General features: G+C 45.4%; 32 protein-coding genes. 15 read left to right on the top strand and 17 right to left on the bottom strand.

Annotation, left to right across the window (positions count from 1 at the left end):
* The first annotated feature begins 2 nt into the window (after positions 1-2).
* On the top strand, positions 3-296 hold the full coding sequence (locus tag ICN34_RS08910) for a hypothetical protein (protein WP_072583151.1): 294 nt from the start codon (positions 3-5) through the stop codon (positions 294-296).
* Positions 297-361: 65 nt separating this feature from the next.
* On the opposite strand, the gene ICN34_RS08905 is transcribed toward ICN34_RS08910, so the two are convergent.
* Complete coding sequence (locus tag ICN34_RS08905) at positions 362-1,375, bottom strand: D-glycerate dehydrogenase (protein ID WP_216122100.1); 1,014 nt, start codon at positions 1,373-1,375, stop codon at positions 362-364.
* 119 nt (positions 1,376-1,494) lie between these two features.
* Between ICN34_RS08905 and fdxA the strand changes: the two genes are divergently transcribed.
* Genes fdxA through ICN34_RS08885 form a run of 4 tightly spaced genes read left to right on the top strand, consistent with a single transcriptional unit; the run spans position 1,495 to position 4,225 of the window.
* Positions 1,495-1,818 carry a ferredoxin FdxA gene (fdxA, locus tag ICN34_RS08900; protein WP_216122099.1) on the top strand — a complete coding sequence of 108 codons (324 nt, stop codon included), beginning with the start codon at positions 1,495-1,497 and terminating at the stop codon, positions 1,816-1,818.
* Between the two features lie 20 nt (positions 1,819-1,838).
* Positions 1,839-2,885, top strand: coding sequence for an FAD-dependent oxidoreductase (locus tag ICN34_RS08895; RefSeq protein WP_216122097.1), 1,047 nt, complete (start codon positions 1,839-1,841; stop codon positions 2,883-2,885).
* Between the two features lie 45 nt (positions 2,886-2,930).
* A complete protein-coding gene (locus tag ICN34_RS08890; protein WP_072583155.1) occupies positions 2,931-3,725 on the top strand; it encodes a thymidylate synthase in 795 nt (264 codons plus the stop codon).
* Between the two features lie 11 nt (positions 3,726-3,736).
* On the top strand, positions 3,737-4,225 hold the full coding sequence (locus tag ICN34_RS08885) for a dihydrofolate reductase (RefSeq protein ID WP_216122095.1): 489 nt from the start codon (positions 3,737-3,739) through the stop codon (positions 4,223-4,225).
* Positions 4,226-4,271: 46 nt separating this feature from the next.
* Here the strand turns inward: ICN34_RS08885 and ICN34_RS08880 are convergent, their stop codons facing one another.
* The gene (locus tag ICN34_RS08880; RefSeq protein WP_255538625.1) at positions 4,272-5,114 is read right to left on the bottom strand and encodes a peptidylprolyl isomerase; all 843 of its coding nucleotides are present in this window, start codon (positions 5,112-5,114) and stop codon (positions 4,272-4,274) included.
* Between the two features lie 84 nt (positions 5,115-5,198).
* Here ICN34_RS08880 and ICN34_RS08875 point away from each other — a divergent pair, with 84 nt between their 5' ends.
* Complete coding sequence (locus ICN34_RS08875; RefSeq protein WP_216122093.1) at positions 5,199-5,819, top strand: SOS response-associated peptidase; 621 nt, start codon at positions 5,199-5,201, stop codon at positions 5,817-5,819.
* On the opposite strand, the gene ICN34_RS08870 is transcribed toward ICN34_RS08875, so the two are convergent.
* From ICN34_RS08870 to ICN34_RS08855, 4 genes are all read right to left on the bottom strand, one after another.
* A complete protein-coding gene (locus ICN34_RS08870; protein WP_255538624.1) occupies positions 5,816-6,142 on the bottom strand; it encodes a hypothetical protein in 327 nt (108 codons plus the stop codon). The two genes, ICN34_RS08875 and ICN34_RS08870, sit on opposite strands and share 4 nt — an antisense overlap.
* A 30-nt stretch (positions 6,143-6,172) precedes the next feature.
* Positions 6,173-6,778, bottom strand: coding sequence for a protein-methionine-sulfoxide reductase heme-binding subunit MsrQ (gene msrQ / locus ICN34_RS08865; RefSeq protein ID WP_072583158.1), 606 nt, complete (start codon positions 6,776-6,778; stop codon positions 6,173-6,175).
* A gap of 82 nt (positions 6,779-6,860) precedes the next feature.
* Positions 6,861-9,092: a molybdopterin cofactor-binding domain-containing protein gene (locus ICN34_RS08860; RefSeq protein WP_216122091.1), complete on the bottom strand. Its 2,232-nt coding sequence runs from the start codon at positions 9,090-9,092 to the stop codon at positions 6,861-6,863.
* Between the two features lie 10 nt (positions 9,093-9,102).
* Positions 9,103-9,600, bottom strand: coding sequence for a (2Fe-2S)-binding protein (locus ICN34_RS08855; RefSeq protein WP_072583160.1), 498 nt, complete (start codon positions 9,598-9,600; stop codon positions 9,103-9,105).
* Positions 9,601-9,742: 142 nt separating this feature from the next.
* On the opposite strand from ICN34_RS08855, the gene ICN34_RS08850 reads away from it, so the two are divergent.
* On the top strand, positions 9,743-9,958 hold the full coding sequence (locus ICN34_RS08850) for a hypothetical protein (RefSeq protein WP_072583161.1): 216 nt from the start codon (positions 9,743-9,745) through the stop codon (positions 9,956-9,958).
* Here the strand turns inward: ICN34_RS08850 and ICN34_RS08845 are convergent, their stop codons facing one another.
* Entirely contained in the window at positions 9,959-10,249 is a 291-nt protein-coding gene (locus tag ICN34_RS08845) for a 4a-hydroxytetrahydrobiopterin dehydratase (protein ID WP_083564246.1), read from the bottom strand.
* Positions 10,250-10,261: 12 nt separating this feature from the next.
* Positions 10,262-10,987, bottom strand: coding sequence for a pseudouridine synthase (locus ICN34_RS08840; protein WP_072583162.1), 726 nt, complete (start codon positions 10,985-10,987; stop codon positions 10,262-10,264).
* A 100-nt stretch (positions 10,988-11,087) separates the two neighbouring features.
* Between ICN34_RS08840 and ICN34_RS08835 the strand changes: the two genes are divergently transcribed.
* Complete coding sequence (locus ICN34_RS08835) at positions 11,088-11,630, top strand: DUF2889 domain-containing protein (RefSeq protein ID WP_216122089.1); 543 nt, start codon at positions 11,088-11,090, stop codon at positions 11,628-11,630.
* Here ICN34_RS08835 and ICN34_RS08830 read toward each other — a convergent pair.
* On the bottom strand, positions 11,627-12,397 hold the full coding sequence (locus tag ICN34_RS08830) for an SDR family oxidoreductase (RefSeq protein WP_216122088.1): 771 nt from the start codon (positions 12,395-12,397) through the stop codon (positions 11,627-11,629). The genes ICN34_RS08835 and ICN34_RS08830 overlap by 4 nt on opposite strands.
* A gap of 56 nt (positions 12,398-12,453) precedes the next feature.
* Between ICN34_RS08830 and ICN34_RS08825 the strand changes: the two genes are divergently transcribed.
* Positions 12,454-13,251, top strand: coding sequence for a hypothetical protein (locus tag ICN34_RS08825; protein ID WP_255538623.1), 798 nt, complete (start codon positions 12,454-12,456; stop codon positions 13,249-13,251).
* Positions 13,252-13,280: 29 nt separating this feature from the next.
* On the opposite strand, the gene ICN34_RS08820 is transcribed toward ICN34_RS08825, so the two are convergent.
* From ICN34_RS08820 to ICN34_RS08800, 5 genes are all read right to left on the bottom strand, one after another.
* On the bottom strand, positions 13,281-14,204 hold the full coding sequence (locus ICN34_RS08820) for an MBL fold metallo-hydrolase (protein WP_216122086.1): 924 nt from the start codon (positions 14,202-14,204) through the stop codon (positions 13,281-13,283).
* An 18-nt stretch (positions 14,205-14,222) separates the two neighbouring features.
* Positions 14,223-14,783 carry a lipocalin family protein gene (locus ICN34_RS08815; RefSeq protein ID WP_216122084.1) on the bottom strand — a complete coding sequence of 187 codons (561 nt, stop codon included), beginning with the start codon at positions 14,781-14,783 and terminating at the stop codon, positions 14,223-14,225.
* A 2-nt stretch (positions 14,784-14,785) separates the two neighbouring features.
* Positions 14,786-15,748, bottom strand: coding sequence for a protein-methionine-sulfoxide reductase catalytic subunit MsrP (msrP, locus tag ICN34_RS08810; RefSeq protein ID WP_216122082.1), 963 nt, complete (start codon positions 15,746-15,748; stop codon positions 14,786-14,788).
* Between the two features lie 55 nt (positions 15,749-15,803).
* On the bottom strand, positions 15,804-16,211 hold the full coding sequence (locus ICN34_RS08805) for a BLUF domain-containing protein (RefSeq protein ID WP_216122080.1): 408 nt from the start codon (positions 16,209-16,211) through the stop codon (positions 15,804-15,806).
* 100 nt (positions 16,212-16,311) lie between these two features.
* Entirely contained in the window at positions 16,312-18,546 is a 2,235-nt protein-coding gene (locus ICN34_RS08800) for an NADP-dependent isocitrate dehydrogenase (protein WP_216122078.1), read from the bottom strand.
* A 236-nt stretch (positions 18,547-18,782) separates the two neighbouring features.
* Here ICN34_RS08800 and ICN34_RS08795 point away from each other — a divergent pair, with 236 nt between their 5' ends.
* On the top strand, positions 18,783-19,952 hold the full coding sequence (locus ICN34_RS08795) for an MFS transporter (RefSeq protein ID WP_216122076.1): 1,170 nt from the start codon (positions 18,783-18,785) through the stop codon (positions 19,950-19,952).
* A gap of 23 nt (positions 19,953-19,975) precedes the next feature.
* Here ICN34_RS08795 and ICN34_RS08790 read toward each other — a convergent pair whose 3' ends face one another.
* Positions 19,976-20,992, bottom strand: a complete 1,017-nt coding sequence (locus tag ICN34_RS08790; protein WP_072583172.1) for a DUF6352 family protein — start codon at positions 20,990-20,992, stop codon at positions 19,976-19,978.
* An 87-nt stretch (positions 20,993-21,079) separates the two neighbouring features.
* Here ICN34_RS08790 and ICN34_RS08785 point away from each other — a divergent pair, with 87 nt between their 5' ends.
* Positions 21,080-21,427 (top strand): FKBP-type peptidyl-prolyl cis-trans isomerase, encoded by a 348-nt coding sequence (locus tag ICN34_RS08785; RefSeq protein ID WP_072583173.1) that lies wholly within the window; start codon positions 21,080-21,082, stop codon positions 21,425-21,427.
* Between the two features lie 80 nt (positions 21,428-21,507).
* Here ICN34_RS08785 and ICN34_RS08780 read toward each other — a convergent pair whose 3' ends face one another.
* Complete coding sequence (locus ICN34_RS08780) at positions 21,508-22,500, bottom strand: transglycosylase SLT domain-containing protein (RefSeq protein ID WP_072583985.1); 993 nt, start codon at positions 22,498-22,500, stop codon at positions 21,508-21,510.
* Positions 22,501-23,008: 508 nt separating this feature from the next.
* Here ICN34_RS08780 and ICN34_RS08775 point away from each other — a divergent pair.
* A complete protein-coding gene (locus ICN34_RS08775) occupies positions 23,009-24,031 on the top strand; it encodes a DNA/RNA non-specific endonuclease (protein ID WP_216122074.1) in 1,023 nt (340 codons plus the stop codon).
* Here ICN34_RS08775 and ICN34_RS08770 read toward each other — a convergent pair.
* Positions 24,023-24,265, bottom strand: a complete 243-nt coding sequence (locus ICN34_RS08770; RefSeq protein ID WP_072583987.1) for a DUF3820 family protein — start codon at positions 24,263-24,265, stop codon at positions 24,023-24,025. The genes ICN34_RS08775 and ICN34_RS08770 overlap by 9 nt on opposite strands.
* 152 nt (positions 24,266-24,417) lie before the next feature.
* On the opposite strand from ICN34_RS08770, the gene ICN34_RS08765 reads away from it, so the two are divergent.
* From ICN34_RS08765 to ICN34_RS08755, 3 genes are read left to right on the top strand one after another with little or no spacing between them, the layout of a single operon-like run.
* On the top strand, positions 24,418-25,332 hold the full coding sequence (locus ICN34_RS08765) for a DUF6662 family protein (RefSeq protein ID WP_083564302.1): 915 nt from the start codon (positions 24,418-24,420) through the stop codon (positions 25,330-25,332).
* 12 nt (positions 25,333-25,344) lie between these two features.
* Positions 25,345-25,524 carry a hypothetical protein gene (locus ICN34_RS08760; protein WP_216122072.1) on the top strand — a complete coding sequence of 60 codons (180 nt, stop codon included), beginning with the start codon at positions 25,345-25,347 and terminating at the stop codon, positions 25,522-25,524.
* 18 nt (positions 25,525-25,542) lie between these two features.
* Positions 25,543-26,100: an FMN-binding protein gene (locus tag ICN34_RS08755; protein WP_216122070.1), complete on the top strand. Its 558-nt coding sequence runs from the start codon at positions 25,543-25,545 to the stop codon at positions 26,098-26,100.

Raw genomic sequence — 26,100 nt, 5'->3', positions numbered from 1 at the left:
TCATGAAACTTAGCAAAAAAGAACTCGTCTTTCTAGACCCAATGCATACCGCCAAAACCTTAGTTTTGGTTTACCTCTGCTTCTCTGTACCGATTGTATTGTTGGCTCTATTTGTAGCCTTCATTCGTGACGGTGCTATCCCAGGATTTACTGTGTTGTCCGCACTTATTCTCAATGCCCTGCTCGGGTTTGGATTGTTGTGGATTGCCTGCAAAGTCTATAACTGGGTTGCTGGAAAATTCGGCGGCATTGAATTAGCGTTACGCGAATTGCCAGAAGAAATTGACGCCGAGTAAAAATTCAATATTCGGAGCTATTTCCAAGCAATAAAGCCGAGTAATGCTCGGCTTTATTTTTTTTACTAAGCTTTGTAGACTTCTGCATTAATAAGACTGGGTGGTTTTTTTCCTTCAAGCACTGCACGTAAATTATCTACCGCTAAATCCACCATCGCTCTACGTGTTTTTTCTGTAGCGCTAGCAATGTGTGGAGCAAGTACTACGTTATTCAATTTCAATAACTCGGGATGCACTTTGGGCTCGCCTTCGAATACATCTAAGCCAGCCGCAAAGATTCTTTTCTCCTTGAGAGCTTGAGCCAGAGCCGCATCATCCACAATGCCACTACGGGCAATGTTTATCAGGGTTGCCGTTGGTTTCATAAGGGCAATTTCTTTGGCGCCAATCGTATGATGACTCTCGGCGCTATAAGGCAACACCAGAACTACGTGATCAGCGGTGCGAAGCAATTCTTCTTTAGAAACATATGTAGCGCCACAGGCTTTTTCATCAGCTTCTGATAAATGACTGCGATTGTGGTAAATCACATTCATCCCAAAACCCAATGCGCGCTTTGCAATGCCTTGACCAATTCGGCCCATACCAATAATGCCTACTGTACTGTGATGCAAATCCATGCCAAGGGGATTATTCACAATCGACCATTTGTCCCACTGTCCTGCCCGCACCCAGTGCTCAGATTCAGTTATACGCCTTGCGGTCGCCATCAATAAAGCAAAGCCAAAGTCAGCTGTTGTGTCAGTTAAAACATCTGGCGTATTCGTTGCCAACACACCAGCAGCAGTCATTGCTGGCACATCAAAATTGTTATATCCCACAGAAATATTGGCCACAATTTTCAGACCTTTGGCATGCATTAAGGCGTTTGCATCAATTCTTTCACTACCTGCAACTAAAGCCCCTACAACCCCAGAGAGTTCTTTTTGTAACTCTTCAGGACTAAAAATCCGATCCTCCTGATTGGATCTCACCTCAAAAGATTCCTCTAATTTGGCTAATGCCTCTGGAAAAATGGCTCTTGCCACCAAAATCTTGGGTTTTTGCTGATTAACTAGGCTATTGGGCTGTGTATTCATAGTGGGAACTTTACCTCAACTAAATAGACCCTTTCGCCTGAAAAATAGGCTATTTCAGCTAAAATTGAGGTTTTATAACTCAGCACCCGGCTTTTTGGGGCTCTTGAAACAAAACCACCATGACTTACGTTGTTACCGAAGCCTGTATCCGTTGCAAATACACCGACTGCGTTGATGTTTGCCCAGTTGACTGCTTTCGCGAAGGTCCTAATTTTTTAGTGATTGATCCAGATGAATGCATCGATTGCGCAGTTTGCGTTCCAGAGTGTCCTGTTAACGCTATTTACGCTGAAGATGATGTCCCTGGTGACCAACAGGCATTCATCAAACTCAATGCTGAACTTTCCCCTTCTTGGACTTCGATTACTAAGTCCAAAGCAGCTCTTCCGGATGCCGAAGAATGGAAAGATGTTAAAAACAAACTTGATCAGCTAGTAAAGTAATTTTCTAGCCAAAGAAATTGGTGTCGAATAAACCTATAGAAACTGATGCCGTCATCATTGGCGCCGGTCCTGTGGGTCTCTTTCAGGTTTTTGAATTAGGCCTCTTAGAAATTAAAGCTCATGTGATTGATTCACTCCTAGAGGTTGGTGGTCAATGCATTGAGTTATACCCAGATAAACCCATCTACGATATTCCTGCGATACCAGTCTGTACTGGTCGCGAACTCACCAACAATTTACTAAAGCAAATTGCACCCTTTGGCGCTCAATTTCATTTGGGTCAAGAGGTTACCAAGGTTGAACCCCAAGCCGATGGCCGCTTTCTCATTAGCACCTCGCAAGACAATCACTTTCTAAGTAGATCTGTATTCATTGCTGGTGGTGTTGGGGCCTTTCAGCCACGTACCATCAACCTTGAGGGCATTGATGCCTTTGTGGACAAACAACTCTTCTATCACGTTAAAAATCCCGAGCAATTTGCGAGGAAAAGAATTGTGATTTGTGGTGGTGGAGATGCGGCTTTAGATTGGGCAATTCATTTTTCTGAAATTGCGGCTAGCGTTACCTTAATTCATCGTCGTGATGACTTCAAGGCTACGCCAAAATCGATTGCTAGAATGCGCGAACTTTGCGCTAATAAACAGCTGCACCTTCTCATCGGACAAGTGACCGGCTTCGAAGCAAAAGAGGGTCGTCTCACTGAAATAGTCTTCACCAACATTGGTGGCGAATCTAGACATATTCCCCTAGATGATCTTTTGGTATTTTATGGACTCTCTCCTAAGTTAGGCCCGATCGCCGAATGGGGTCTAAATATCGATCGCAAACAAATCTGCGTTGATACCGAGAAATTTCAAACCAGTACTCCTGGGATTTACGCTGTTGGCGATATCAATGTCTACCCCGGTAAGAAAAAATTGATCCTGTCTGGATTTCATGAGGCAGCTCTTGCCGCCTTTGCTGCGGCAGCATACCTAAACCCCGAAAAACAGATTCAACTCCAGTACACAACCACCTCCCCCAAGCTTCACAAAGCCTTGGGAGTGAAGTCGCCCACATTCGAGTAAGCTATCCTTAATTCATTAATACATAACCACTTTTAGCCAATCTATATGCGTCAATATCACGATCTCATGAAAGAAGTCCTCGCCAAGGGGGTTCAAAAGTCCGACAGGACCGGAACCGGCACGGTCTCCGTATTTGGCCACCAGATGCGCTTTAACTTAGCCGATGGCTTCCCCATGGTGACCACCAAAAAGCTTCACTTGAAGTCAATCATCTATGAATTACTCTGGTTCCTCAAAGGCAGCACGAACAATAACTGGCTGAAAGAACGCGGCGTATCCATCTGGAATGAATGGGCAGCACCCGATGGTGATTTGGGTCCTATCTATGGTTATCAGTGGCGCTCATGGCCTGCGCCGAATGGTCAGCATATCGATCAAATCTCAGAAGTAGTAGAGACCATTAAAAAGAATCCAGACTCGCGTCGCATTATTGTTTCTGCTTGGAACGTGGCTGATATTCCTCGCATGGCTTTAGCACCTTGTCACGCCTTCTTTCAGTTTTATGTGGCCGATGGCAAGTTGTCATGCCAGCTCTATCAACGTAGTGCGGATATCTTCTTGGGCGTGCCCTTTAATATTGCCAGCTATGCATTGCTAACGCATATGATGGCGCAACAATGCAACCTGGAAGTGGGTGACTTTGTTTGGACGGGTGGTGACTGTCATTTATATAGTAACCATCTAGAACAAGTGGAACTTCAGTTATCGAGGAACTTCTTCCCCTTACCTAAGCTTAATATTTTGCGCAAGCCTGATTCAATCTTTGATTATGAGTTTGAAGACTTCGAAATCGTCGGCTATGAATCTCATCCTCACATTAAAGCTCCTGTAGCCATTTAAGAATCCTACTTATGACTCAACCTGCTATTTCTATGATTGTTGCGCGCTCACGCAATCACGTCATTGGCCGCGACAATCAAATGCCTTGGAAGATCTCGGCTGATTTGCAGTTCTTTAAGCGCGTGACCATGGGGCACCCTGTGATCATGGGTCGTAAGACCTGGGAATCCATTGGACGCCCACTTCCTGGACGTCGCAACATCGTAGTGAGCCGCAATGCAAGTTATCAAGCTACTGGTGGCGAATTAGTCGGATCACTCGATGAAGCTTTAAAGAGTTTAAGTGAGTTCCCACGTGTTTTTGTCATTGGCGGTGAGCAACTCTTCACGCAGGCCTTTCCGAAAGCAGATCGACTCTATATTACTGAGATCGATATGGATATTGAGGGTGGCGATACCTTTTTTGAAGTTCCCAATGAATCGGATTGGAAAGAAGTAGAGCGCACCCCTGGATCCGAAGGTGATGTTAACTTTAGCTTCATTACACTAGAACGGAAATAAAAAAGGACTCCTTGGAGTCCTTCTTCACATTAAAGCATTGCCGCTTTTACTGAACCACAATCTTTGCATCTTTTGCAATCTGGCCCAAGAATTCGTACTGCTTTCTTTGTGTCATGCCGGCAAGAATACCCGCCTTAGCTTGCTCGAATGTTGGTGGCTTGCTTGATTTCTTATCTTCCAGCTTGATTAAATACCAACCTTGTTGCATCTGAATTGGCGCTGGTGAAACCTGGCCCTTAGAAAGGGTTGCCAATACAGAAGCTAATTGTGGAGTCACTTGACCAGGCTGAACCCAGCCCACTGCACCGCCCTGTACTTTGTTTGGGGCCAATGAAACACTCTTGGCAACCTTATCAAATGGCTCGCCTTTCTTAATACGTGCCAAGGCAGCTTGAGCATCGGCTTCGCTAGCTACTGCAAGATCACTCACTTTATATTCGGCAATCATGCCCTGAGGGCCCAAGGAGGCAATCTCCTTGTTGTATTCAGCCTGAACATCTGCTTCGGTGATTGGATTTTTAGCCATATAAGTTGACAGCTCTAAATCTGCCAAATAATTTTGACGAATCATCATCAGTTGTGTATTGGCTTTTTCTGAGTTTGCTAAACCATCTTTTTCTGCTTGTTGTGAAAGCAGTAGTACTTCAATGTATTTCTCGATCACCACTTTGCGTAACTCTGGAGAATCTTTTTGCCCTTGTGAAAGCGCCACTTTAATTCCCTGCTCTACCATATCATTAGTAATAATGATTCCATTAACAGAGGCTGCAGCATTAATGGGTAAACCACTCTGCTGGGCATAAGCACCGCCAACAAGTGCACCGGTCAACAAGCCTGCAGCGATTAAACGAACGATCATTGGATTCAAAACAGAGACAAAAGGTTTCATAAGGAAGATATCTTTCTAAAATTTAGCCTCAATACTACCAGCAGGCATGGGGCCAACAGCAATAAGGCGCAGTAAAATAGCTTTATGTGTGTTCAATATCTCACTACCGTAAATGTTGATTGGGTAAAAACCCACTTTGACCTCGAATTACCCATATCAATGGCTCATGATGTATTCCCAAGCTATCCGGGACCCATCATCCTCAAAAGTCATAATACTGACCGTACCGCAATCGGTTTAGCACGCTTTGGTCTTTTACCATCCTGGGCTAAAGAAGAAACCTTCGGCAGAAAAACTTATAACGCGAGAGTAGAAACAGTAGCTGAAAAACCCTCTTACAAGTTTGCCTGGACTAAGCGACATTACGCCTTAGCCTTGGCGGATGCTTTTTATGAGCCTTGTTATGGATCTGGAAAAGCAGTCCGAACTACTATCAAGCAAGCCAATCACGAACCAATGGCCATTGCCTCTATCTGGGATACCTGGACTGAACCAGAAACTGGCGAGCTGATTGTGTCATTTTCTATGCTCACTATCGATGCTAGTGATCACCCAGTGATGCAACGAATGCATAAAGTCGAAGATGAGAAACGTACTGTGGTTCCCTTGCGACCTGAACTTTTTAAAGCATGGCTCAATGCCACACCAGAGGAAGCGCAAGCGCTATTGCAAATAGACTCTATTCCTGAGCTAACGCTAGCCTAGAAAGTAATAACAGGCTTGGTGGCCTGATAAGGGTCAGCTGACTGGGTTTCTATAGCCTCAGCCTCCTCTTCACCCTGTGGCTGGTTATAAAATTTTGAATCCATTGCACGCTCTTTGGCTATACGGGCATCTTCTGCTCTTGGATCTACTGGACCAAACGGCCCTTCAACCGGAGACAAGGCTTGCCCATTGAATTCCTGAACCTGCCCATGAGTATAAGGGGAATAAGTCGTTGACCCAGGGGGCAAAGGAGGGGTTTGGGAGCAAGCTGCAAGGCCCATCAATAACAGGAATAGGCTCAGCCTCGAAAAGAATGTATTCATGAGACTCATTGTATGGCAGCAGCCTATCCCTCATCCAAGCAAATTACTTCGAATACCCTGAAGCATATTTCTGATGACTGGGATACGGCAGATCAGCAATAGAAAAATAACTGCCCCATAAATCGAGACTGTTCCCAAATCATTTTTACCCGCCTTGTGCCACCAATAATGAACGATTGCAGTGCATGCAATTACGTATACAAGCTTGTGTAATACAGCCCAACGCCTGCCAAGCTGACGAACTGCCCAATGATTTGATGTCACTGCCAATGGGACAAGTAATACCAAAGTCAGAAAGCCCATCGTAATGAAGGGGCGCTTTACAACATCATTCCACATCGATTGAAGATTTAAATTCTGATCTAACCAAAACCAAATCGAAAAGTGGATGCAAGCGTAGAAGAAACAAAAGAGTCCTAACATGCGACGCAACTTTATCCAAACAGTCAATCCCGTCATCAAGCGTAAAGGGGTCATCGCCAGAGTAATGCACAGAAAAACCAATGCCCAAGTACCAGTCGATCGGGTGATAAATTCAATTGGGTTAGCACCCAGACCTTCATGGTCGCCAAGCCAAAATAAGCGGGCTAGCGGCAGTAAAGAAAACAAGAAGACCGATGTCTTAATCAAATTCATAAGCCATATTAAACGACCCCATCGATTCAGAATCAATGGGGTCGTTTAATCAATTGCCGTGTGGTTCGTGCTTAAGCTAAGACTAAGCCAAACTCAGCCCCTCCTTGCTCAGCGGGAAATTTCGAACCGGTCTACCTATCGCAGCAGAAATGGCATTCGCAACAGCGGGGCCAACTACACAGATTGTTGGCTCACCCACTCCACCCCAAAAATCAAAACTAGGGACCAAGACTGTTTCGATCCTTGGTGTAGCTGATAACTTCAACAGCGGGTAGACATCCAGATTCTGCTGTTTGATGCGACCTTTTTCTACAGAGATTTCCGGCAAGAAGATTGCGCCTAATGCCATCGCTACAGAACCTTCAATTTGCTCTCGGGTTAAGTAGGGATTAACAACATGCCCAGAATTTAAGGCAAATACCAAGCGTGTAACCTTCACCACATTATTCTGCACGGTCACTTCGGCAACGCAAGCAGAGTAGCTGGCATAGCCCATGAACTGAGCAACGCCTCGGTAGGTCCCTACTGGCAATGGTTTATCCCAATCCGCTTTTTTGGCAGCAGCATTCAGTACGCCTAAATGCTTTGGATGACTTTGCATGAGGGCCTGCCTAAATTTCACAGGATCCTTACCTGCCGCCTTGGCACACTCATCCATAAAGCATTCCATGAAGATGCCATTTTGGTTCGTGTTCACGCCGCGCCATGGGCCAACTGGCACATGGGTATTCTTCATCACATATTCGGTTAAGAGCGTCGGGAAGGTATAGCCAAGTTGCGCATCAGGACCCTTTTCATAGAAGCCTTGGAGCTGACGTTCATCTTTACCATTTTTAATGGCCTGAGGTGCTAATGTGGCATTAATCGACTGACCTGCAACCTTGATGTGCATACCAGTGACATTGCCAGAGCCGTCAATACCAGCAGTCATCTTTGCCATAGCAATCGGATGATAGTAATCATGAGTCATATCTTCTTCACGACTCCAAATGACTTTAACCGGGACTCCTGGAAATTTTTGCGCCACTTTAGCAGCAAAGGTTGTGAAGTCTTGCGTAGAACCACGACGACCCAGACCGCAACCAGAATCTAATTTATACACTTCACAATTTGCGAGTGGTAAGCCAGTAGCTTCAGATAAAGCTGCGTGAGAACCCTCACCATTTTGAGTTGGCACCCAAGCTTCTGCACGATCACCAGTGATTTTGACAGTGGCATTCATAGGCTCCATCGTGACATGAGCCCGATAAGGCGTGTAATAGATAGCTTCCACTTTCTTGGCGGCACTATTGATGGCGGCAGGTGCATCACCCTCTTTACGCTGCCAAAAGTCACCTTCCTCATCTAAACCATCGCGCAACATTTTATTAATGCCATCTTGGGAGACGCTGGCCGCTTTACCCTCATCCCAAACAATAGGCAACGCATTAAGCGCTGTATTTGCATGCCACCAGGTATCAGCGACTACCGCTATAGTGCTGTCATCGATCTTAACCACACCCTTTACACCACGTATCTCTTTAATTTTGGCTTCGTCATAACTAACCAATTTGCCACCAAATACAGGGCAGGCCTTCACAGAAGCACAAAGCATTCCTGGAAACTGTAAATCAATGCCATATATTTTTGATCCATTAACCTTATTGGCAGTATCGATACGCGCATAAGGCTGTCCAGCAACTTTCCATTCTCTAGGATCTCGCAGGGTAATCGACTTTGGATCAGGCGGAGTTAAGGCAGATGCTAGCTCAGCTACTTTGCCGTAGGTCGTTTTGCGACCCGTTGCTTTATGAGTGATCACACCCTTGTCTACTGTCAACTCTGCAACAGGAACATTCCACTGATTGGCCGCTGCCTGCATCAACATAATGCGAGCCGCTGCTGCGCCACGGCGCACATAGTCCTCAGAGATTCGAATACCGCGGCTACCGCCAGTACCATGCTCACCCCACACGCGTTTACGCGCCAAACTTTGTCCTGGAGTAGCTGACTGAGTTTTTACCTTTTTCCAATTGCACTCGAGCTCTTCAGTAACCAGTTGAGCAAGGCCCGTACGGGTTCCTTGACCCATCTCCGAGCGAGCAATTCTGATATAGACGGTATCGTCCGGTTTAATGCTGACCCAAGCATTGACTTCAGCTTCACCTGCTTGCAGCGGTGTATTTGGATCGTATTTAGAGCCTGCTTGAGCAAATGCTAAATCAGGCAAGGCGCCTATGCCCAGCATGAGTCCGCCACCCAGCATAGTGCCTTTGATGATGAAATCACGACGGGAGGTGTTTTCTAAATTGGGAGTTAAATTTATAGTTGTCATGTTCTTCTCCTTAACCACGTGTCGCAGGAGTAGCGTTGTACTGCGCCAAGACATCTGCCAATTTCTTTTGTCCAGAAGCAACATGAATTCCATCCCGAATTTTTTGGTACGTTCCACAACGGCATAGATTACCCATGGCATTATCGATATCGGCATCAGTGGGTTTTGGATTTCTCTTTAAGAGAGCGGCAGCTGCCATGATTTGACCTGATTGGCAATAACCGCACTGAGGAACATCGAGTGCAACCCAAGCTTGCTGTACTGGATGTGTATTGTTTTTAGAGAGCGCTTCAATAGTGGTAATTTTGGCTTTACCAACCGCAGATACTGGAATTGAACAAGAGCGAACTGGCTCGCCATTAAGGTAGACAGTGCAAGCTCCGCACTGCGCAATACCGCAGCCATACTTCGTGCCAGTGAGTCCTACCACCTCCCGAATAGCCCACAACAAAGGCATATTTGGCTCCACATCAATATTCTGAACCTGACCATTAATGTCTAATTGCATGTTGTCTCCTATGGTTTTCTTTTAAAAAGACTATAAATCATTCTGGACTTTTTGCGCTCGCACATAAATGTCTCGGTCTAGGGCAAAACCCTATCGAATTGGGCTGTAATTTGCTATCCTGAAAGCTCAATTAAGGATAAATATGACCGAAGAAAACCAAACCCAGAATGATGAAGATTTTGACTATGGGTGCGAGTGCGCAATGACCTTGCTTAACGAGCCAACCGAGGATCGTCTAAATGACTTAATTGATGATCTAGATGAAGACGGGATGATCTCCACCGAAGTAGTCTATGGCTTGCTAGCCACCATCCTCATGAGCATGAATGAGGAAGAACACGAAGGTGAAGAGCACTAATTAGTCGCGCTTCACTTGGGAAGCAAAGGAATCCATTGCCTTTGCCAACTGAATATCTAATGTAGTTAAGGTAGCAGCTGAATGGGTAGTGAGCTTGACTGAAACCGTATTCCAAGAGTTGGACCAATCAGGATGGTGATCTATTTTTTCAGCGTACTGTGCGCATAGCGTCATAAATTCAAAAGCTTGCTGAAAGTCCGCAAAAACAAACTTGCGTGCTATTGCCTTACTCTCAAGCTCTAAAGACCATAAGGGAATTTCTTTTTCTAAATCAAAACCATTAACTATCAAGATGGACTGCCTTTAAGTGGAGACGCTTTGGGAGAGTTGCTTGAAATCTTCTGGATAGAGCCAGCGCCATTCTCCCTCGGCCAAGTCCGTAGGCATTTGGTATGCGCCAATTTCAGTGCGGTGTAATTTGGCAACATGATTTCCAACTGCCGCCATCATGCGCTTTACCTGATGGTAACGTCCCTCAACAATTGTCATCGCTAACACATGATCAGAAATTTGCTTGCATGCTGTGGCATAGCAAGGCTTTGGATCATCATCGAGCACAACGCCACTCATTAAATGATCGATTTGTTTTTGTGTAATAGGCTCTGGTGTGGTGATTTCATAGACCTTACCAATATTTTTCTTCGGGGTTGTCATCTTGTGAATAAACTGACCGTCATCTGAGATCAAGAGCAACCCAGTGGTGTCATAGTCTAGGCGCCCTACGCATTGCAGCCCTCGCTCAACAAAGGGACTAGGTAGTAGGCTATAGACACTGGGATGGTGTGTCGTTTTATGTGAACACTCGTAATTGGCTGGCTTATTAAAAGCAAGGTAAGCTTTCTCGTGATACTCCCAGTCTTTACCCTCTACGTTCAGCATCAGATTTTCTGTGGAAATTCTTTCTTCTGGATCTTCAGCTAACATGCCATTTACTTTAACCAGCTCGGCGTATACCAAATCACTGCAATAGCGACGGGTACCAAAGCCTTGGCTAAAAAGAATTTTTTCTAGGGAAATAGGTTTTGCCATATGCTGCAGAGGATACTACAGAGAGGGTCCGCATGAAGTTGGGCCTGTTTGTACTGCAATTCATTATCATTAGATAACCTTAATTAATAGTCCTATCCCCATGCTATCCACCCCAAAATCACGCTCCTTATTACATACTCGAGAAATTACTTTTCAGGGTTACACACGAGAAGATGGTTTATGGGATATCGAGGGTCATCTCAAAGATTTCAAAACAAACCCATTCCAAACAAGTGCAAAGACCTGGCAACCAGGCGAAGCCTTTCATGACATGTGGGTTCGAGTCACGCTTGATAAAGAGTTTGTCATTAAGGCAATTGAAGCGGTAATGGATGGACAGCCCCATGCAGAATGCACAGCAGCTATTCCACCGATGGACTCACTGATTGGAGAGCGACTAGGTAAGGGTTGGCGCAAAACGATTGATACCCATCTCGGTGGAATCAAAGGCTGCACGCATTTGCGAGAGCTTCTCTTTAACCTTGCTACTGCAGCTTATCAATCCATTCCGGGGGCATTCTTTGATCCGAATGGCGATAAGCCGCCACTGTACTTGGGCACCTGCAAATCTTGGGACTTTGATGGCCCTGTAGTGATGCGCGTGTATCCCAAGTTTTATCAGTGGAATAAAGCTAAAACTTAAAATTCTCCGCGGTGCACATTAAACGCATTAAATGCCTGCTGAACTGGCATCACCTCTAAGACATTAATATTCATATGACTTGGTAGAGTGGCTGACCAATAAATTGCCTCAGCCACATCGTCGGCACTTAAAGCCTGAACTCCGGTATAAACCTTCTCCGCCTTGTCATCGTCGCCCTTAAAGCGAACATTAGAGAACTCTGTGCCAGCGCACATACCAGGCTCTATACAAGTCACTCGCACTGGCGTACCAATCAAATCAGCGCGCAAATTTAAACTAAATTGTTTAACAAATGCTTTGGTGCCCCCATATACATTGCCACCCGGGTAAGGATAATTTGCGGCAACAGAACCCAAATTAATCACATGACCACATTTACGCTCCACCATACCCGGCAAGAAGGCGCGACTCATATGAACGAGTCCTTTGATGTTGGTATCAATCATTTGATCCCAATCAGTCAAAAATGCTTTGTGGGCAGGCTCTAACCCCAAAGCGAGTCCGGCATTATTTACCAAAACAGTTACCTTTGAAAATTCTGCTGGTAGCGCACTCGCCAGAGAATCGACCTGATCGCTTTTGCATACATCGACTACCATGGTGAGAAGTTTTTTCTGCTGCTCAGCAGGCAAAGAGTTCTTTAGAGCTTCTAATCGATCCACTCTTCTGCCAACTGCAACCACCTTGTGGCCATGAGCCAAAAAACGTCGGGCTGTTGCCTCTCCAAATCCAGCGGTTGCACCAGTAACTAATACGGTATGTTCCATACTTCCTCTTCAAATCTTTAGTAAATAGTGTTTTGTAATTTAATATTAATGCCTATATGGTATTCCTGCGTGCACTCACCTTCTCCTTGCTATGCATTCCTACCGCTCTAGCGTGCGCCACGGAGCAACCCCCTTCCACACCTATTTTAGGGCTTGTTAATGCATCCCAGGAAAGATCTCAAGATCACATACTGGAGTTCTGGGACTACCATGCTGCCCAGGGAGCCGGAAATTATGCTGATACGCTTAAATTACGCTATTACAACCCCTTAAATCTTGGTAGCTGGCATGGCACGATGAGGTTAGATACTGCATATACCGCCGTCTATGGGCCAACGCTTGCCGCACAATCCACCGGCACCTATTCACCCAACAATGCAATGCTCACAATTTGGGGTGGTCAAGCTGATTGGTTTGCAAATGTGGGAGCCAGGATATTAGCCCCGCTCGGCAACACGGGTCAATGGCTAGCAGGGCCTCAGGTAAGCACCTCCTTTAAACCCGCAGGTGGCAGCCAAAACATTCTTTCGGATATTTCGCCTCTAGCCAGATACATGATGGGCTTCAATCGTAAGGCGCCCACCAGTGCTAGTTTGCCTCCAGTTGATAATCATCTTGAGCTTTATCCAACGGTAGGTCTAAACTTGAGCTCTAGCACCCAGCTTCGCTTCTGGGATGAAAATGGCGCTGTATATAACTCAGCAGGTGGCGGCTGGTTTGTACCAATCGACGCTATGGTGACTCAACGCATTAACAAAAACCTTCTCATCGCCATTGGTGGAGCTAAACAAGTTGTGCAAACGTATCAACTCTACAACTGGACTGTGTACGGAAAAATTTCACTGAGCTTTTGAAGCGGGTGATGAAAAAAGATTAGCCAAGATCAGCCAAGGTCAATTAAGATCTCATTCTCTATTTTTGCTGCGCCAGATTTGACCAAGGCCTTAGGTAGCCACTGCGTAAATTCATCTATATTCATATTGAGCATTTTTGCTGCGCTCATTAACGCCGGCGTTTTCACAATCCATTCATTCACTTGCGCAAGATCACGACTGCGCCATTCCAAGAGACGATATTTCAGCAATACTTTAGCGCCGTGGCGGGCATTACGATCTGGATCAGATGCCAAGTAATCCAATCTTGATCTTGCTGTGGCAAGAGATTTAGAAACATCTACAAAAGGTGCGCCGTGCCCTGGAATCACCAGATTGACTGGCAAGGTCTCTATTAGATCCAAGGTATGCGCTACCTCCTCAAAACCCGCCTCTCCCCAGAGCTCCGGGAAAATCACCCCAAAACCCTCTTCCCATAGGGCGTCTGCTGAAATCAAGATGCGATGATCCGCCTGATACAGCATGACAGAGTGTGGATCGTGCCCTGGTGCCGCCAATATCTTCCAAAGATATCTTCCTAGCAATATTTCCTCGCCCGGAACTAATACACCGTGATGCGGAAACTGTGGGCACTCCTGTCCCAAGTTGTCGTAACTTAATAAAGTGCTGTCCCAGTTTTTAACTGCTATCGCTTCAGCAGCTGGAATGTATACCTCGCAATGAAAAGCCTCAACTAAAGCAGCATTGCCGCCACAGTGATCTGAATGCAGGTGGGTATTGACCATCTTATTTAATTTCAGTAGGCGATGCTTTTGCAAAGCATTCTGAACTAAACCAATAGCCAAATTTTGATGAGCACAATATCCCGAGTCCACCAAGGAAACATCACTTTCACCAAAGTGAAAAATATTATTGGCGGAGAGCCAGCCCCTTTCAAAGACTTCAATCCCAGGAGGCAGCAAATGCGTAGTCATAACTGAGTTGCTTTGTACTTACTTTGTAGTTGCTTGAGTAGTTAGCTCTAACTTACGCACATCAAACTGCTGCGTCTGTATACGCGCCAAGGTATCTTCATAGACTTTTTTGTCTAACTCTGGCGTTCTGGACAGAATCCAAAGATATTCACGGCGAGGGTCACTCACGACAGCCACTTGATACTGAGCATCTAGATCAATCACCCAATAATCGCCCCATACCAAAGGGATAAAAGCCAACCACGCGGGTGCAAATCGTACTTCTAGTTTAGGAGAGTCTTTTGCCCCGATCTGCCTTGCAGTACCTTCAGCATCTGATACATCGCCCTCAGCCGTTTTGCAGCTGTTCAACACTTTTAGTGTGCCATCGGCTCTAGCCGTATAGACTGCCTTGGTATTGCTAACGCACTTCTTCTGAAACCAATTAGGGTATTTAGCAATCTCATACCAGGTACCTAAATAACGCTGCACATCTAGAGATGGAATCGTCCTTAGCGGTGTTTCACTTCCCTGCCCGTAAGCAGAAAAGTGAAACAATAAAATGCAGGCACTAAAAAATACCGGGTAAATTTTGTTCATTGCTAATAGTACTTCTTCAGATCCATCCCCGTATACATACTTGCCACTTGCTCACCGTAGCCATTAAACATTTGGGTTTTAATCTTGGGTGCAAACATTCCTTTGGGATCACCAATACGACGCTCAACCGCCTGACTCCAACGTGGATGATCCACCTGAGGATTGACATTGGAATAGAACCCATACTCACGTGCATCGAACTGATTCCAGCTGGTCTTAGGCATCTCTTCTGTAAAGCGAATTTTGACAATCGACTTTGCGCTCTTAAAGCCATACTTCCAAGGCACCACTATGCGAACTGGGGCGCCATTTTGCTTTGGCAAGACTTCTCCATATAAGCCGAAAGTCAGCAGTGTTAATGGATTCATCGCCTCGTCCATGCGCAAGCCTTCACGATAAGGCCAATCAATAATATTGCTCTTCACTCCGGGCATTTGTTTCCGATCTGCCAAGGAAATAAATTCCACATACTTTGCAGACCCGAGTGGCTCTACTTTATTAATGAGCTTGGAGAGCGAGTAACCATCCCACGGAATGACCATAGACCAACCCTCAACACAGCGCATCCGATAAATTCGCTCCTCCATTGGAGCTAACTTGAGTAGCGCATCGATATCGAGCGTCATTGGTTTTTTTACCAAGCCCTCGATTGAGATAGTCCATGGCCTTGTCTGCAAGGTATCTGCATACGCAGCTGGGTCAGCTTTATCAGTGCCGAACTCATAAAAATTGTTGTAACTGGTGACGTACTTCAGGGCAGTCAAATCATCCTTATTTGCATAGGCGGGATTCAATGTAGCTACCAGCTTTTCTGGGTTGGCAGCAAGAGCCTCTCTAGAGAACCAGGGCGCCAGCGCCATTCCAAAACCCCCTGCAGCAGCAGTCTTGATAATGTTACGGCGGTTTTCAAATACAGTTTTTGGAGTGATATCACTCGTCAGAATGCTCGTATCAGTAAAACGCATGTTGCGCTCCCATGAATGTAATAAACCTATTTTGCTACCGATGGGAATTTCTTGCTTAAGATAGGCTTGCGCGCATTTTGTTCATTAAAGCTAGACTATGCTTATCCATACCCCCAACCATATCAGCGAGGGCCGGATAGTCTCGAGTGAGGGTCTCTCCGCCATAAAAGCGTAGCAACCAATCCGGGAAGTTGCGTTCAGTAATTTCACGAATTTCTAACAACTCAATACGATGATGCCGTTTATCATCCTGGATTCTCTTCCATACCTTCATAATGTTGGCACGCTCACCTTCAATCACCTGAGCAAACTGCTGGTTATCGTAAAAGAGAATTCCGGTAACACCATTTTTTTGATTAAACGCGCGCGCCGACTCGAGCAAGCGCATTAAGCCAAGAAAAGACATATCCGAGATAGCTTCACTCAGATAACTCAATTCAACCAGGTCTTTTGGTTTAGGCATCACTTAGAAATGGAATTAATAAATAAAAAAGGCAAACCCGAAGGTTTGCCTTTAAATACTAAAGCTATTTTAAAATTTAAATACTTACCGCTTATACCTATTATGCGTTTGCCGCCTTCAAAGCTGCATTCAAAGTGGCGCTAGGACGCATTACTGCTTCAAACTTCTCAGAATCGGGCATAAAGTAACCACCAATATCTGCTGGCTTACCTTGAACCGCCTTAAGTTCATCCGCAATTTTTTGCTCATTCTCAAGTAAAGATTTTGCCAAAGGGGCAAAGTGCGCTTGCAATTCTTTATCTTCTGTTTGAGCGGCCAATGCTTCAGCCCAGTACATTGCTAAGTAGAACTGGCTACCGCGGTTATCCAACTCACCAGTACGTGGCGAAGGTGACTTATTGTTATCCAACAACTTACCAGTCGCCTCATCCAAAGTGCGGGCTAAGATCTTTACCTTGTTGTTGCCAGTTTTATCGCCGATATCCTCAAGAGATACAGCTAAAGCCATGAACTCACCAAGTGAATCCCAACGCAAGTGGTTTTCTTCCACCAATTGCTGAACGTGCTTAGGAGCTGATCCGCCAGCACCAGTTTCAAACAAGCCGCCGCCAGCCATTAAAGGCACGATGGACAACATCTTTGCACTAGTACCTAATTCCATAATTGGGAATAAGTCAGTGAGATAGTCACGCAAAATATTGCCCGTCACAGAAATCGTGTCCTTGCCACGAATCACGCGCTCTAAGGTGTAACGCATTGCACGAGTCTGGGACATGATTTGAATATCTACACCAGTGAGATCGTAATCCTTGAGGTAGGTATGCACCTTCTTGATCAATTCAGCTTCGTGCGGACGGTACTCATCGAGCCAGAATACTGCTGGAGTATTAGAAAGACGCGCGCGATTTACGGCCAACTTGACCCAGTCACGAATTGGCGCATCTTTACACTGACACATACGCCAGATATCGCCCTCTTCCACATGTTGCTCAAGCAATACAGTGCCATCATCGGCAACGATGCGCGCTACACCAGCTTCTGGGATTTCAAAAGTCTTGTCATGTGAACCGTACTCTTCAGCCTGTTGGGCCATCAAGCCGACGTTAGGCACTGTACCCATCGTCGTTGGATCAAAGTTGCCATGTGTCTTACAGAAATTAATCATTTCTTGATAGATGCGGGCAAAGGTACTTTCTGGAATCACTGCCTTCGTGTCATGCAAACGACCATCAGCACCCCACATTTTTCCGCCAGCACGAATCATTGCAGGCATAGAAGCATCTACGATCACATCGCTTGGAGAATGAAGGTTGGTAATACCTTTAGCAGAGTCCACCATCGCCAATGCTGGACGATGCTCGTGGCAGGCATGCAAGTCTTGAATGATTTCTTCGCGCTTAGATTCTGGCAAAGTTTTAATCTTTTCGTAGAGACTGCTCATACCGTTATTAGCATTCACACCCAACTCTTCAAACAGCTTGGCATGCTTTTCAAAAGCATCTTTATAGAAAATCTTTACCGCATGACCAAACACGATTGGGTGAGAAACCTTCATCATGGTTGCCTTGACGTGCAAGGACAGCATCATGCCGGTCTTATAAGCGTCTTCGATTTCTTTCTCATAGAACTCGCATAACGCTTTTTTGCTCATGTACATGCTGTCGATAATTTCGCCAGCTAATAAAGAGACCTTTGGTTTAAGGACGATAGTCTTACCGCTCTTTGTCACCAAGTCCATCTTCACATCACAAGCCTTAGTCAAGGTCATGGACTTCTCGCCAGCATAAAAATCGCCGCCATGCATATGAGATACGTGAGTGCGTGACGCCTGACTCCACTCCCCCATCGAGTGTGGATTTTTACGAGCGTAACGCTTCACAGCAGGGGGAGCACGGCGGTCAGAGTTACCTTCGCGCAATACAGGATTTACTGAGCTTCCCAAGCATTTGGAATAGCGAGTGCGAATGGATTTTTCTTCATCCGTTTTTGGATCTTCAGGGAAATCAGGAATCTTGTAGCCTTTGGATTGCAACTCTTTAATGGCTGCGAGTAACTGAGGAATAGAGGCGCTAATATTTGGCAGTTTAATAATGTTGGTATCAGGCAATAAAGTCATTTTGCCTAGCTCAGCCAAGTTATTAGGAACTTGCTGTTCAGGGGTCAAGCATTCAGGAAACTCAGCCAAGATACGAGCGGCAACTGAAATATCACTCGTCACGATCTCCACGCCAGCAGGAGCTGCAAAAGTACGAATAATTGGCAGAAATGCGCGAGTAGCCAAAAGTGGCGCCTCATCTGTCAGCGTATAAATAATCTTTGATTTCTCTGAAGCCATGAATGTTTCCTCAATATTGAAAAAATTACAGAGTCAGGTTTTTACCCTGTCGCCCTCAAATCCACATTTTGCAAGTCGCTTTTAGCGCATCTTTTGCCAATGAGGCGAGTTTTCCATTTTAAATCATCGGACTTGGCAAAAATGGTGGTTTTGCACCCTAAAGCGCCTAATAAAGGGCAATTTAAGGGAATCCACCGAGACAACTTCGACCTCAAATTCACCGTACACTGCAAGCCATGACCAGCAAACATCCTCTACTCAACAAAAATCTGGTGCTGCTGATCATTTGTCAGGGACTATTCCTCACCAATAACGTCACTTTTATCGCTATCAATGGGCTGGTTGGGCTCAGCCTTGCGCCAGCCAGCTGGATGGCTACCCTACCCGTCATGGGTTATGTTGTCGGGGGCGCCTTTTCTACCTCCATTGTGGCTAAATCTCAAAACTACTTTGGGCGCAGAGTTTCATTCCAATTGGGCTTGCTAGTAGCAATGCTCTCAGCACTGCTATGCGCCTACGCCGCCATCACGAGAAACTTTTGGCTGTTGGTCTTGGGGACCTTTATTGCAGGCTATTACAGCGCTAATGGGCAGCTCTATCGCTTTGCCGCAGCAGAACTGACAGAACAGAGTCAACGCGATAAGGCGATCTCTTGGGTGCTTGCTGGCGGCATCCTCGGTGCAGTCATTGGACCCAATCTAGCCTCCTGGACTCGAGATCTGTTTGATACCGCCTTTCTAGGGGCCTATCTCACTCTATCCATTGCCGGATTCATCGGCATCTTCGTGATGCAATTCATTCAGTTTCCACAAGAGCTAAAGACTCAGCATGCCCTTACTGATGGACGCCCACTGAAAATCATTCTCCAGCAGCCAGTCTTTATGGTTGCCATCATTGGTGCAGCATTGGGATATGGGGTCATGAATCTACTCATGGCCGCCACACCTTTGGCAATGCAAATCTGTGGGCTACCATTTTCGGACACCGCTTTAGTTCTAGAGTGGCATGTGATTGGCATGTTTGCTCCCGGATTTTTTACAGGATCACTCATCCAACGATTTGGGGTATTAAAAGTGATGGGGACTGGGGTGCTTCTGAACTTCATCTGCATTGCAATCGCGCTTACCGGAACCGATCTCCATCAATTCTTTATCGCTTTATTTTTACTCGGTGTTGGTTGGAACTTTTTATTTACTGGCGCCACCTCTCTAGCGATGACTGCCTATCAACCCAATGAGCGAGACAAAGCACAGGCTGCCATTAATTTCTTCGTCTTCGGAACTATGGCCTTCACTTCTTTTGGGTCAGGTGCCCTAGTCACCTCACATGGTTGGAGCATCCTCAATTGGGGATCACTCATCCCTGTTGTAGTGAGCGGTCTGGCAATTTTCTGGCTTGCTCAGTAACGGAGAAAATCTCGAGTGACGGCCTAAGAAGTTTTAGCTAGCGGCAAGTTAAACAAAAGGTTTTGTGGCTTTAACTTCAGCTGCTGCTGGTCGTTCATGGCAATAGCCATATATACCGGCTTACCAGCCTGCGCTTGAGCTACAGCAGCCTCATCGATAAAGTCTAAGCGAAATAAACAAATCACCTTTTGCAACTCATCTGCCTCTACCAACTCTTTGTTGTAAAGCTTATTCAGTATTTCAGTAGCGGCTGCATCTAAGCCAACATGCCATGACCACTTAGGATCCGTAATTTGCTGCATGGGGGTAATGCGCACACTCACTCCGAGGAAATGTTTGATCCATTTCTCTAAAACGCGACAAAAATGATTAATAGGCTCATGCCCAAAATTGAGCTGAACCGCTAAATCAAAATCTTCGTTTCGAGTCCAATAGGTATCAGCATTGTCTTCATGCAGCACATCTAGATCAGCTGAACGCATCGTCATTGACTTGCCTTTAAGCAAATCCATAATGTTGCCCGTATCGCTAGCCTGAGCATTGCGCGCAACTACTTCATCGTCCGCGCCCATCACGATGCCATCCTCGATAACAGTAATCTTCTGAGTTCTGAAAAAGAGCTCGCCCATACGGGCTTCTAGTGGATGCGCATCGTTACCCAGGATATGTCTAATGAAAATTTGGGCGAGTTGAGCAATAAATAAAGGCGGTACGTCCACTCCCTCACCTTTAAATAAACTCATATAAAAGTTCTCTAGGGAGCTTGCCGCTAATAAACGCTTTCGGTAGCGCAGCCAAACGCGATAGTTCTCCTGAATATCCTCATCAGCCATCGCCGAGATTTCATCATCAGCAACATCTGTACGAGGGTTGTCAGTTAAACGCTGATGGAGTGAACGTTCGATAGCGCAAGATTCGGGAACCAGCTTGAGCTCCGGCCTCTCCATATAAGTACGCAAAAAGTCATCCGTCACCAACAACTGATCATCAGAACTGATGGTCAGGGTGCTATATGCAGAATTTGGCCAATAATTTGTCATACGTTTTAGCTAAAGCATCATTACCAAAGAGATTTACAGAGCTCAGAATATACTAGCCAATCAATTTGTGTGAAATAGGAAAACATCATGAGTGAACTCAAAAAAATCGATACTGTTGTGGGCGAAGGCAAAGAAGCTGCCGCAGGCAATCATGTGGATGTGCATTACACCGGCTGGCTTTATGACGAGAAGGCTGCTGACCATAAAGGTCAAAAGTTTGACAGCTCCTTAGATCGTGGCCAACTCTTTAGCTTCCCCTTGGGTGCTGGTCATGTGATCAAAGGCTGGGATGAAGGCGTAGCTGGCATGAAAATTGGTGGCAAACGCACACTCATCATTCCTTCTGAGATGGGCTACGGTCCTCGCGGTGCGGGTGGCGTTATTCCTCCAAATGCCACCCTGGTATTTGATGTGGAGCTCCACGGCGTTAACTAAGACGCGCGTATTCGGCAGCAAAACAAAAGCCACCCTTGGGTGGCTTTTTATATACTTTGATCTACTTAAGATCTAAAAACTTAAGAGCGCAGATCCTTGCCGTTCAATGTCAAGCGATTAGACGAACGATTTTGACATAAACCAATCAGACGATTTCTTTCGGCCATCACTTTGTCCGCGTAGCCGCCATCATCCTCGGCATTCGCAGCACCAACGTAGTACTTCAGACCATTACGCAATGAACCAGCTGTAGCGATAAGGTATTTCAAGATATAGGCGCCAACACGGATGTTGACTTCTGGCTTAGCAGCCTCAGAAGTTCCGCCAAAGATTGCATATTTATCTTTATGTACTGCAGTCATTACTTGCATGAGACCTTCAGCACCGGCGTGACTCTTAGTGTTTGGGTTGAAATTAGATTCCACCGAGATTACTGCCAACAAAAGCACTGGGTCGATGTTGACTTCTTTTGCAATCAAAATCGTGTTTGAAACATACTCCTCAATCTTCGAACGATCAAGACTGTATTTCTTCTCAAAGAAGTCAGCTACGGCACGTTGATTCTGAATCGAACCCATTAAGTTGCTATCTAAAGCCTGGGGGTCCATCTTTGATGTTGGGATGCGGTCAGACAGATGAGAAATCGATTTCACCTGCATTTGCGCCACAGAGGGCATTAACAAAGCTACGGTCTGCTGCTTGGCGCTAGTCAAACCAATTGAAGCAGGAATCTTAGACTTGCCATAGATTACTGCGGCAATCTCAGTATCAGCGGTTTGTGCGGCTGCTACCTCATTAGATTCTTTGTATTGATTGAGTATGCCAAAGCCGCTGCTCCAAACCATATGGCGCGCCTCATCGGGAACAAGAATGCGTGCAAGATCAAAAGCGCCGGCATTAGTACCGTTGCCTGAAAGCCAAAAACCAACAACCATGAACACAGTTAAAACGAGTAGGCCATTAATGACTCTATAGACCGGAGACATGGCGTGCGCCAGCAGCTCTTTAGCAGTCAAAGCGCTTGACTGTGCATTCTGCATATCGCTCAAATTGTTAACTAAACATTTACTCATTCATTGTTTGCAAGGCCTCAAAAAACTAGACTACCGTTTTATGCTGCATTGCAATATTTAAAAAACATGGGTCATCCTAAGAAGTTTCTTATATCAAGTCAAGAATAAAGAAGTGGAAATCAATAACTTATTGATCTAGGAATCCGGGAGATCCCGTATACAGATAGCTAAAGACATATATAAGTCAATAAAATCAATAGCTTATGTAAGTTAGGGGGCACTAATTTCACTCTATAAAAAATTGGCTTAAACAGGACTTTTTTGTGTTTTTGGCCAAAAATTCAAACCAAAAAATCATATATCTAGTGCTTTCATGTCTGTAATTTTCTAGGGGTAGTGGCAAGGCAGATGTTATTGCAAGACAGTATTTACAAGACCTTCTTCAAGAAAACATGCACTTTGATATACAAAAAAATATCGCAAGAGTTCTGATTCTTATTAGCTGTGGAGCTAGCCCAAGATGAAAAATATGGGCTCATGGGAGGTGGAGGTCATACACTAAGAGCCCATGAAATTCATCCGTAACCTTCTTGCACTTGTAGCAATTTGCGCCTCATTAAATGCGCTTGCGGCTTTTGAAGACTGCAAGGATCTATTTCCGGCCCAGCAAATACCCACAAGTCCACAAGCTGGGCATGACCTATGCTTTGATAGTTTTGCCATCTACTACTCTCCTCAGGATAAAAAGCCAATCTATACCGTTGAGAAGCTTAATCGGGAGCAGCTTTCCGCCCCGCACCCGCGCAGAGGTAATCAGTTTTACGAAGAAGCCAGACTACCCTTCTCCGAACGGGCCCTGCTCTCAGATTACCGCGGAAGCGGCTTTGATAGGGGTCATAACGCCCCAGCAGGCGACATGAGTAACGAACGCTCAATGGCTCAATCTTTCTCATTGGCTAATATGATGCCGCAGGCAAGGCAAAACAATCAGGGAATCTGGGCCAAAAATGTTGAGGAGCCAACAAGGGCTTATGCGAAAAGAGCTGCTGGCGACATTTACGTATTCACGGGTTCGATTGGAAACCGCGGCAGTATTGGCAGAAGTCACGTAACGATTCCCAGCCACTTATATAAGTTGGTATACGACTCCAATAAAAATACTGCTTGGGGATATTTGATTGAAAACACCAATGAAGCAACTATGACTCCGCCAATCCCCTATCAAGAGTTAGTACAAAAGACGGGAATTGACTTTCATTTACCTGTAGGTGAGGGCAGTAATACAAACAATACATCGGCACAGACCCATGACATCAAGGGGCAAAAGACTCTCGTTGGCGGATGGTATCCCATATTTTTTGACGATTACTCCCCCAGCAAGCTCAATGATGTCATTAACAATATCAAGTCGGGCAAGATAGCTAGCATTCAGATTCAATATGACCGCAATGACACTCTTGCAAAACAGATTGCCTTACAAATTGAATCGCAGGCCAAGTTAAAGGCAGGCCTAATTCAAAGCAGTCCACCAGAATCAGCAACTGTGACTTACGAACGTAACCGCGTCACACTGATTATTCGCTCAAAGTAATTTAGATCTAGCTTGCAGGCCATGCGCCCGCTGAATTGGCGCCAAGAGTCCACGCAAACCATTGTGGTCTAGGGTATGCATTAATTCCAATAATTCACCAAGCTCGCCTTTGGGAAAACCTTCGCGGGCAAACCACGCCAAATAATTCCCCGGCAGATCAGCCAATGCACGCCCTGCGTGCTTACCAAAAGGCATCTTCATTAAAACCAATTTTTCCAAGGACTCAGCGTTCATTTGGGGAAATCTTACAAGCAAAAAAGAATAGGCCTATAGATTCCGCCATTTTTTAAGTCATGGTTATTTTCATTAGTTGAGAACCATTCTCATCTAATGCTATATTGAGAACCATTCTCATTTAGATTGATGACCACCAACCTCAAGGGACCATGAAATTGACCATTAATAGACTTCTTGCATTCAGCCTCTTCTTAGTTGCCACACTTCACTTTTCTTTAGCCCATGCAGGCGAGGGAGTGTTTGGCTGGATTTACACCTTAGATTTGCAGCCTAAGGGCAAGCTGGAGTTTGAGCAGCGCCTACAACTCAATCAACAGCAAGCAGCGGGAACTTACGATGCATTAACTGCTAGGACCGAACTGGAATACGGCTTAACTAACGACTTACAAGTTGCCGGCTATATCAACTCTTACTACACCAATGCAAATCAAAATTACACCAATCCAGAAGCATGCGGAGATGCCCCAACCTGTACAGGCGGTTATGGCGTTCCCTCTTCGCACGATCCTTCCACAGCCTATAAGAAAAGTGGCATTGAAGGCGGTTCTCTAGAAGCGATTTATCGCATTACCAATCCAGTAACTTCGCCAGTAGGTGTAGGGCTTTATCTAGAGCCAACATGGGGAAGAAACAAAGATGAACTCGAGGCGAGGCTTTTACTTCAATCTAACTTTATTGACGATCGATTAATTTTGGCGGGCAACGTTGTAGCCGCGAATGAGCGCTTAAAGTTTATTGAAAATGGTAACGTTCCTGAATCGATGCTCGATTTACTAGTGGGCGCGAGCTATCGCTTTGCCCCCAAGTGGTCGGCTGGTGTAGAGGCCCGTTTTCATAATGATTATTCAGAGCTCAATTTACGCAATCAAGTTCAAAGAGCCACTTTTGTAGGTCCCAATATGCATTACGCAGCCAAAGACTGGTGGGTTACTGGCGCTTGGCGCTATCAACTCGCAGGCGGCACCTGCATGGGCGGCGGAGAGGCTGAGTGCTCAGATGCTCGTGTCTGGGATAGCCACTCAGTAAATGAATTCATTGTCAAAGTTGGTTTCCCACTCAATTAACCGAAAGAACTCATGGAAATTCAGAACCTATTAGTTGCAGCTTTAGCTCATTTGCTGAAGTTTCAAGCCACCCAATGTCAAACAGCCAAGAAAAGAGCGTTGATGATCTTTGACAAACTCTCCAATGTCCAAAGCATCAACCCAGAAATTCAAGCACTTTGTAATGAAGCGAATGAATTGCTCACTGCCTAAGATTTTATTTAATAACCCATGAACTGGAAACCCAGCCCGTTAGTAATCCTTAGTTTAGCCATGATGAGTGCACCCATCATGGCCCAAGCAAAAATTTATGCTTCTGCAGAGCAAGCTCAAAAAATCCTTTTCCCCAACAAAATACTGACGAAGTATCCCATCATCATTACAGATGATCTTCAGGAAAAGATGCGTATTGCATCTAGCATTCGTTACCCCTTTCAGGGCGAGCGCATCTGGAGGGCGAATGATGGTAGCTGGCTTGTGGTTGACGAAGTCATAGGCAAACATGAAATGATTACTTATGCCGTTGCTATCAACCCAAATGGCAGTATCGCTGGTATCGAAGTTTTGGAATACGTTGAGTCTTATGGTTATGAAGTAGCAGAAGCGCAATGGCGCAAACAGTTTGTAGGCAAGACCGCAAACGACCCTATCAAGCTCAATCAAGATATTCAGAATATTGGTGGCGCAACACTTTCTTGCAAACACCTTACTGATGGAGTGAAACGGGTAACCGTTTTATATGACCTAGCCCTGAAGAACTCTAATTCAAAACCCAGCCTCGGAAAGTAA

The sequence above is a fragment of the Polynucleobacter sp. Tro8-14-1 genome, assembly GCF_018881655.1.
GTDB lineage: Bacteria > Pseudomonadota > Gammaproteobacteria > Burkholderiales > Burkholderiaceae > Polynucleobacter.
The sequence above is the reverse complement of the archived record's forward strand: the minus strand, read 5'-3'. Positions and strand labels throughout refer to the sequence as shown.

Excerpts from the sequence above, each read along its gene's own strand:
- msrP (WP_216122082.1), bottom strand. The coding sequence starts at position 15,748 with ATGCGTTTTACTGATACGAGCATTCTGACGAGTGATATCACTCCAAAA.
- ICN34_RS08780 (WP_072583985.1), bottom strand. The coding sequence starts at position 22,500 with ATGAGTAAATGTTTAGTTAACAATTTGAGCGATATGCAGAATGCACAG.
- ICN34_RS08825 (WP_255538623.1), top strand. The coding sequence starts at position 12,454 with ATGGTATTCCTGCGTGCACTCACCTTCTCCTTGCTATGCATTCCTACC.
- ICN34_RS08890 (WP_072583155.1), top strand. The coding sequence starts at position 2,931 with ATGCGTCAATATCACGATCTCATGAAAGAAGTCCTCGCCAAGGGGGTT.
- ICN34_RS08905 (WP_216122100.1), bottom strand. The coding sequence starts at position 1,375 with ATGAATACACAGCCCAATAGCCTAGTTAATCAGCAAAAACCCAAGATT.
- ICN34_RS08805 (WP_216122080.1), bottom strand. The coding sequence starts at position 16,211 with ATGCCTAAACCAAAAGACCTGGTTGAATTGAGTTATCTGAGTGAAGCT.
- ICN34_RS08795 (WP_216122076.1), top strand. The coding sequence starts at position 18,783 with ATGACCAGCAAACATCCTCTACTCAACAAAAATCTGGTGCTGCTGATC.
- ICN34_RS08910 (WP_072583151.1), top strand. The coding sequence starts at position 3 with ATGAAACTTAGCAAAAAAGAACTCGTCTTTCTAGACCCAATGCATACC.
- ICN34_RS08800 (WP_216122078.1), bottom strand. The coding sequence starts at position 18,546 with ATGGCTTCAGAGAAATCAAAGATTATTTATACGCTGACAGATGAGGCG.
- ICN34_RS08755 (WP_216122070.1), top strand. The coding sequence starts at position 25,543 with ATGAACTGGAAACCCAGCCCGTTAGTAATCCTTAGTTTAGCCATGATG.
- ICN34_RS08770 (WP_072583987.1), bottom strand. The coding sequence starts at position 24,265 with ATGAACGCTGAGTCCTTGGAAAAATTGGTTTTAATGAAGATGCCTTTT.
- ICN34_RS08880 (WP_255538625.1), bottom strand. The coding sequence starts at position 5,114 with ATGAAACCTTTTGTCTCTGTTTTGAATCCAATGATCGTTCGTTTAATC.
- ICN34_RS08785 (WP_072583173.1), top strand. The coding sequence starts at position 21,080 with ATGAGTGAACTCAAAAAAATCGATACTGTTGTGGGCGAAGGCAAAGAA.
- ICN34_RS08760 (WP_216122072.1), top strand. The coding sequence starts at position 25,345 with ATGGAAATTCAGAACCTATTAGTTGCAGCTTTAGCTCATTTGCTGAAG.
- ICN34_RS08855 (WP_072583160.1), bottom strand. The coding sequence starts at position 9,600 with ATGCAATTAGACATTAATGGTCAGGTTCAGAATATTGATGTGGAGCCA.
- ICN34_RS08790 (WP_072583172.1), bottom strand. The coding sequence starts at position 20,992 with ATGACAAATTATTGGCCAAATTCTGCATATAGCACCCTGACCATCAGT.
- ICN34_RS08875 (WP_216122093.1), top strand. The coding sequence starts at position 5,199 with ATGTGTGTTCAATATCTCACTACCGTAAATGTTGATTGGGTAAAAACC.
- ICN34_RS08870 (WP_255538624.1), bottom strand. The coding sequence starts at position 6,142 with ATGAATACATTCTTTTCGAGGCTGAGCCTATTCCTGTTATTGATGGGC.
- ICN34_RS08850 (WP_072583161.1), top strand. The coding sequence starts at position 9,743 with ATGACCGAAGAAAACCAAACCCAGAATGATGAAGATTTTGACTATGGG.
- ICN34_RS08815 (WP_216122084.1), bottom strand. The coding sequence starts at position 14,783 with ATGAACAAAATTTACCCGGTATTTTTTAGTGCCTGCATTTTATTGTTT.
- ICN34_RS08835 (WP_216122089.1), top strand. The coding sequence starts at position 11,088 with ATGCTATCCACCCCAAAATCACGCTCCTTATTACATACTCGAGAAATT.
- ICN34_RS08830 (WP_216122088.1), bottom strand. The coding sequence starts at position 12,397 with ATGGAACATACCGTATTAGTTACTGGTGCAACCGCTGGATTTGGAGAG.
- ICN34_RS08820 (WP_216122086.1), bottom strand. The coding sequence starts at position 14,204 with ATGACTACGCATTTGCTGCCTCCTGGGATTGAAGTCTTTGAAAGGGGC.
- fdxA (WP_216122099.1), top strand. The coding sequence starts at position 1,495 with ATGACTTACGTTGTTACCGAAGCCTGTATCCGTTGCAAATACACCGAC.
- ICN34_RS08860 (WP_216122091.1), bottom strand. The coding sequence starts at position 9,092 with ATGACAACTATAAATTTAACTCCCAATTTAGAAAACACCTCCCGTCGT.
- ICN34_RS08840 (WP_072583162.1), bottom strand. The coding sequence starts at position 10,987 with ATGGCAAAACCTATTTCCCTAGAAAAAATTCTTTTTAGCCAAGGCTTT.
- ICN34_RS08885 (WP_216122095.1), top strand. The coding sequence starts at position 3,737 with ATGACTCAACCTGCTATTTCTATGATTGTTGCGCGCTCACGCAATCAC.
- msrQ (WP_072583158.1), bottom strand. The coding sequence starts at position 6,778 with ATGAATTTGATTAAGACATCGGTCTTCTTGTTTTCTTTACTGCCGCTA.
- ICN34_RS08765 (WP_083564302.1), top strand. The coding sequence starts at position 24,418 with ATGAAATTGACCATTAATAGACTTCTTGCATTCAGCCTCTTCTTAGTT.
- ICN34_RS08775 (WP_216122074.1), top strand. The coding sequence starts at position 23,009 with ATGAAATTCATCCGTAACCTTCTTGCACTTGTAGCAATTTGCGCCTCA.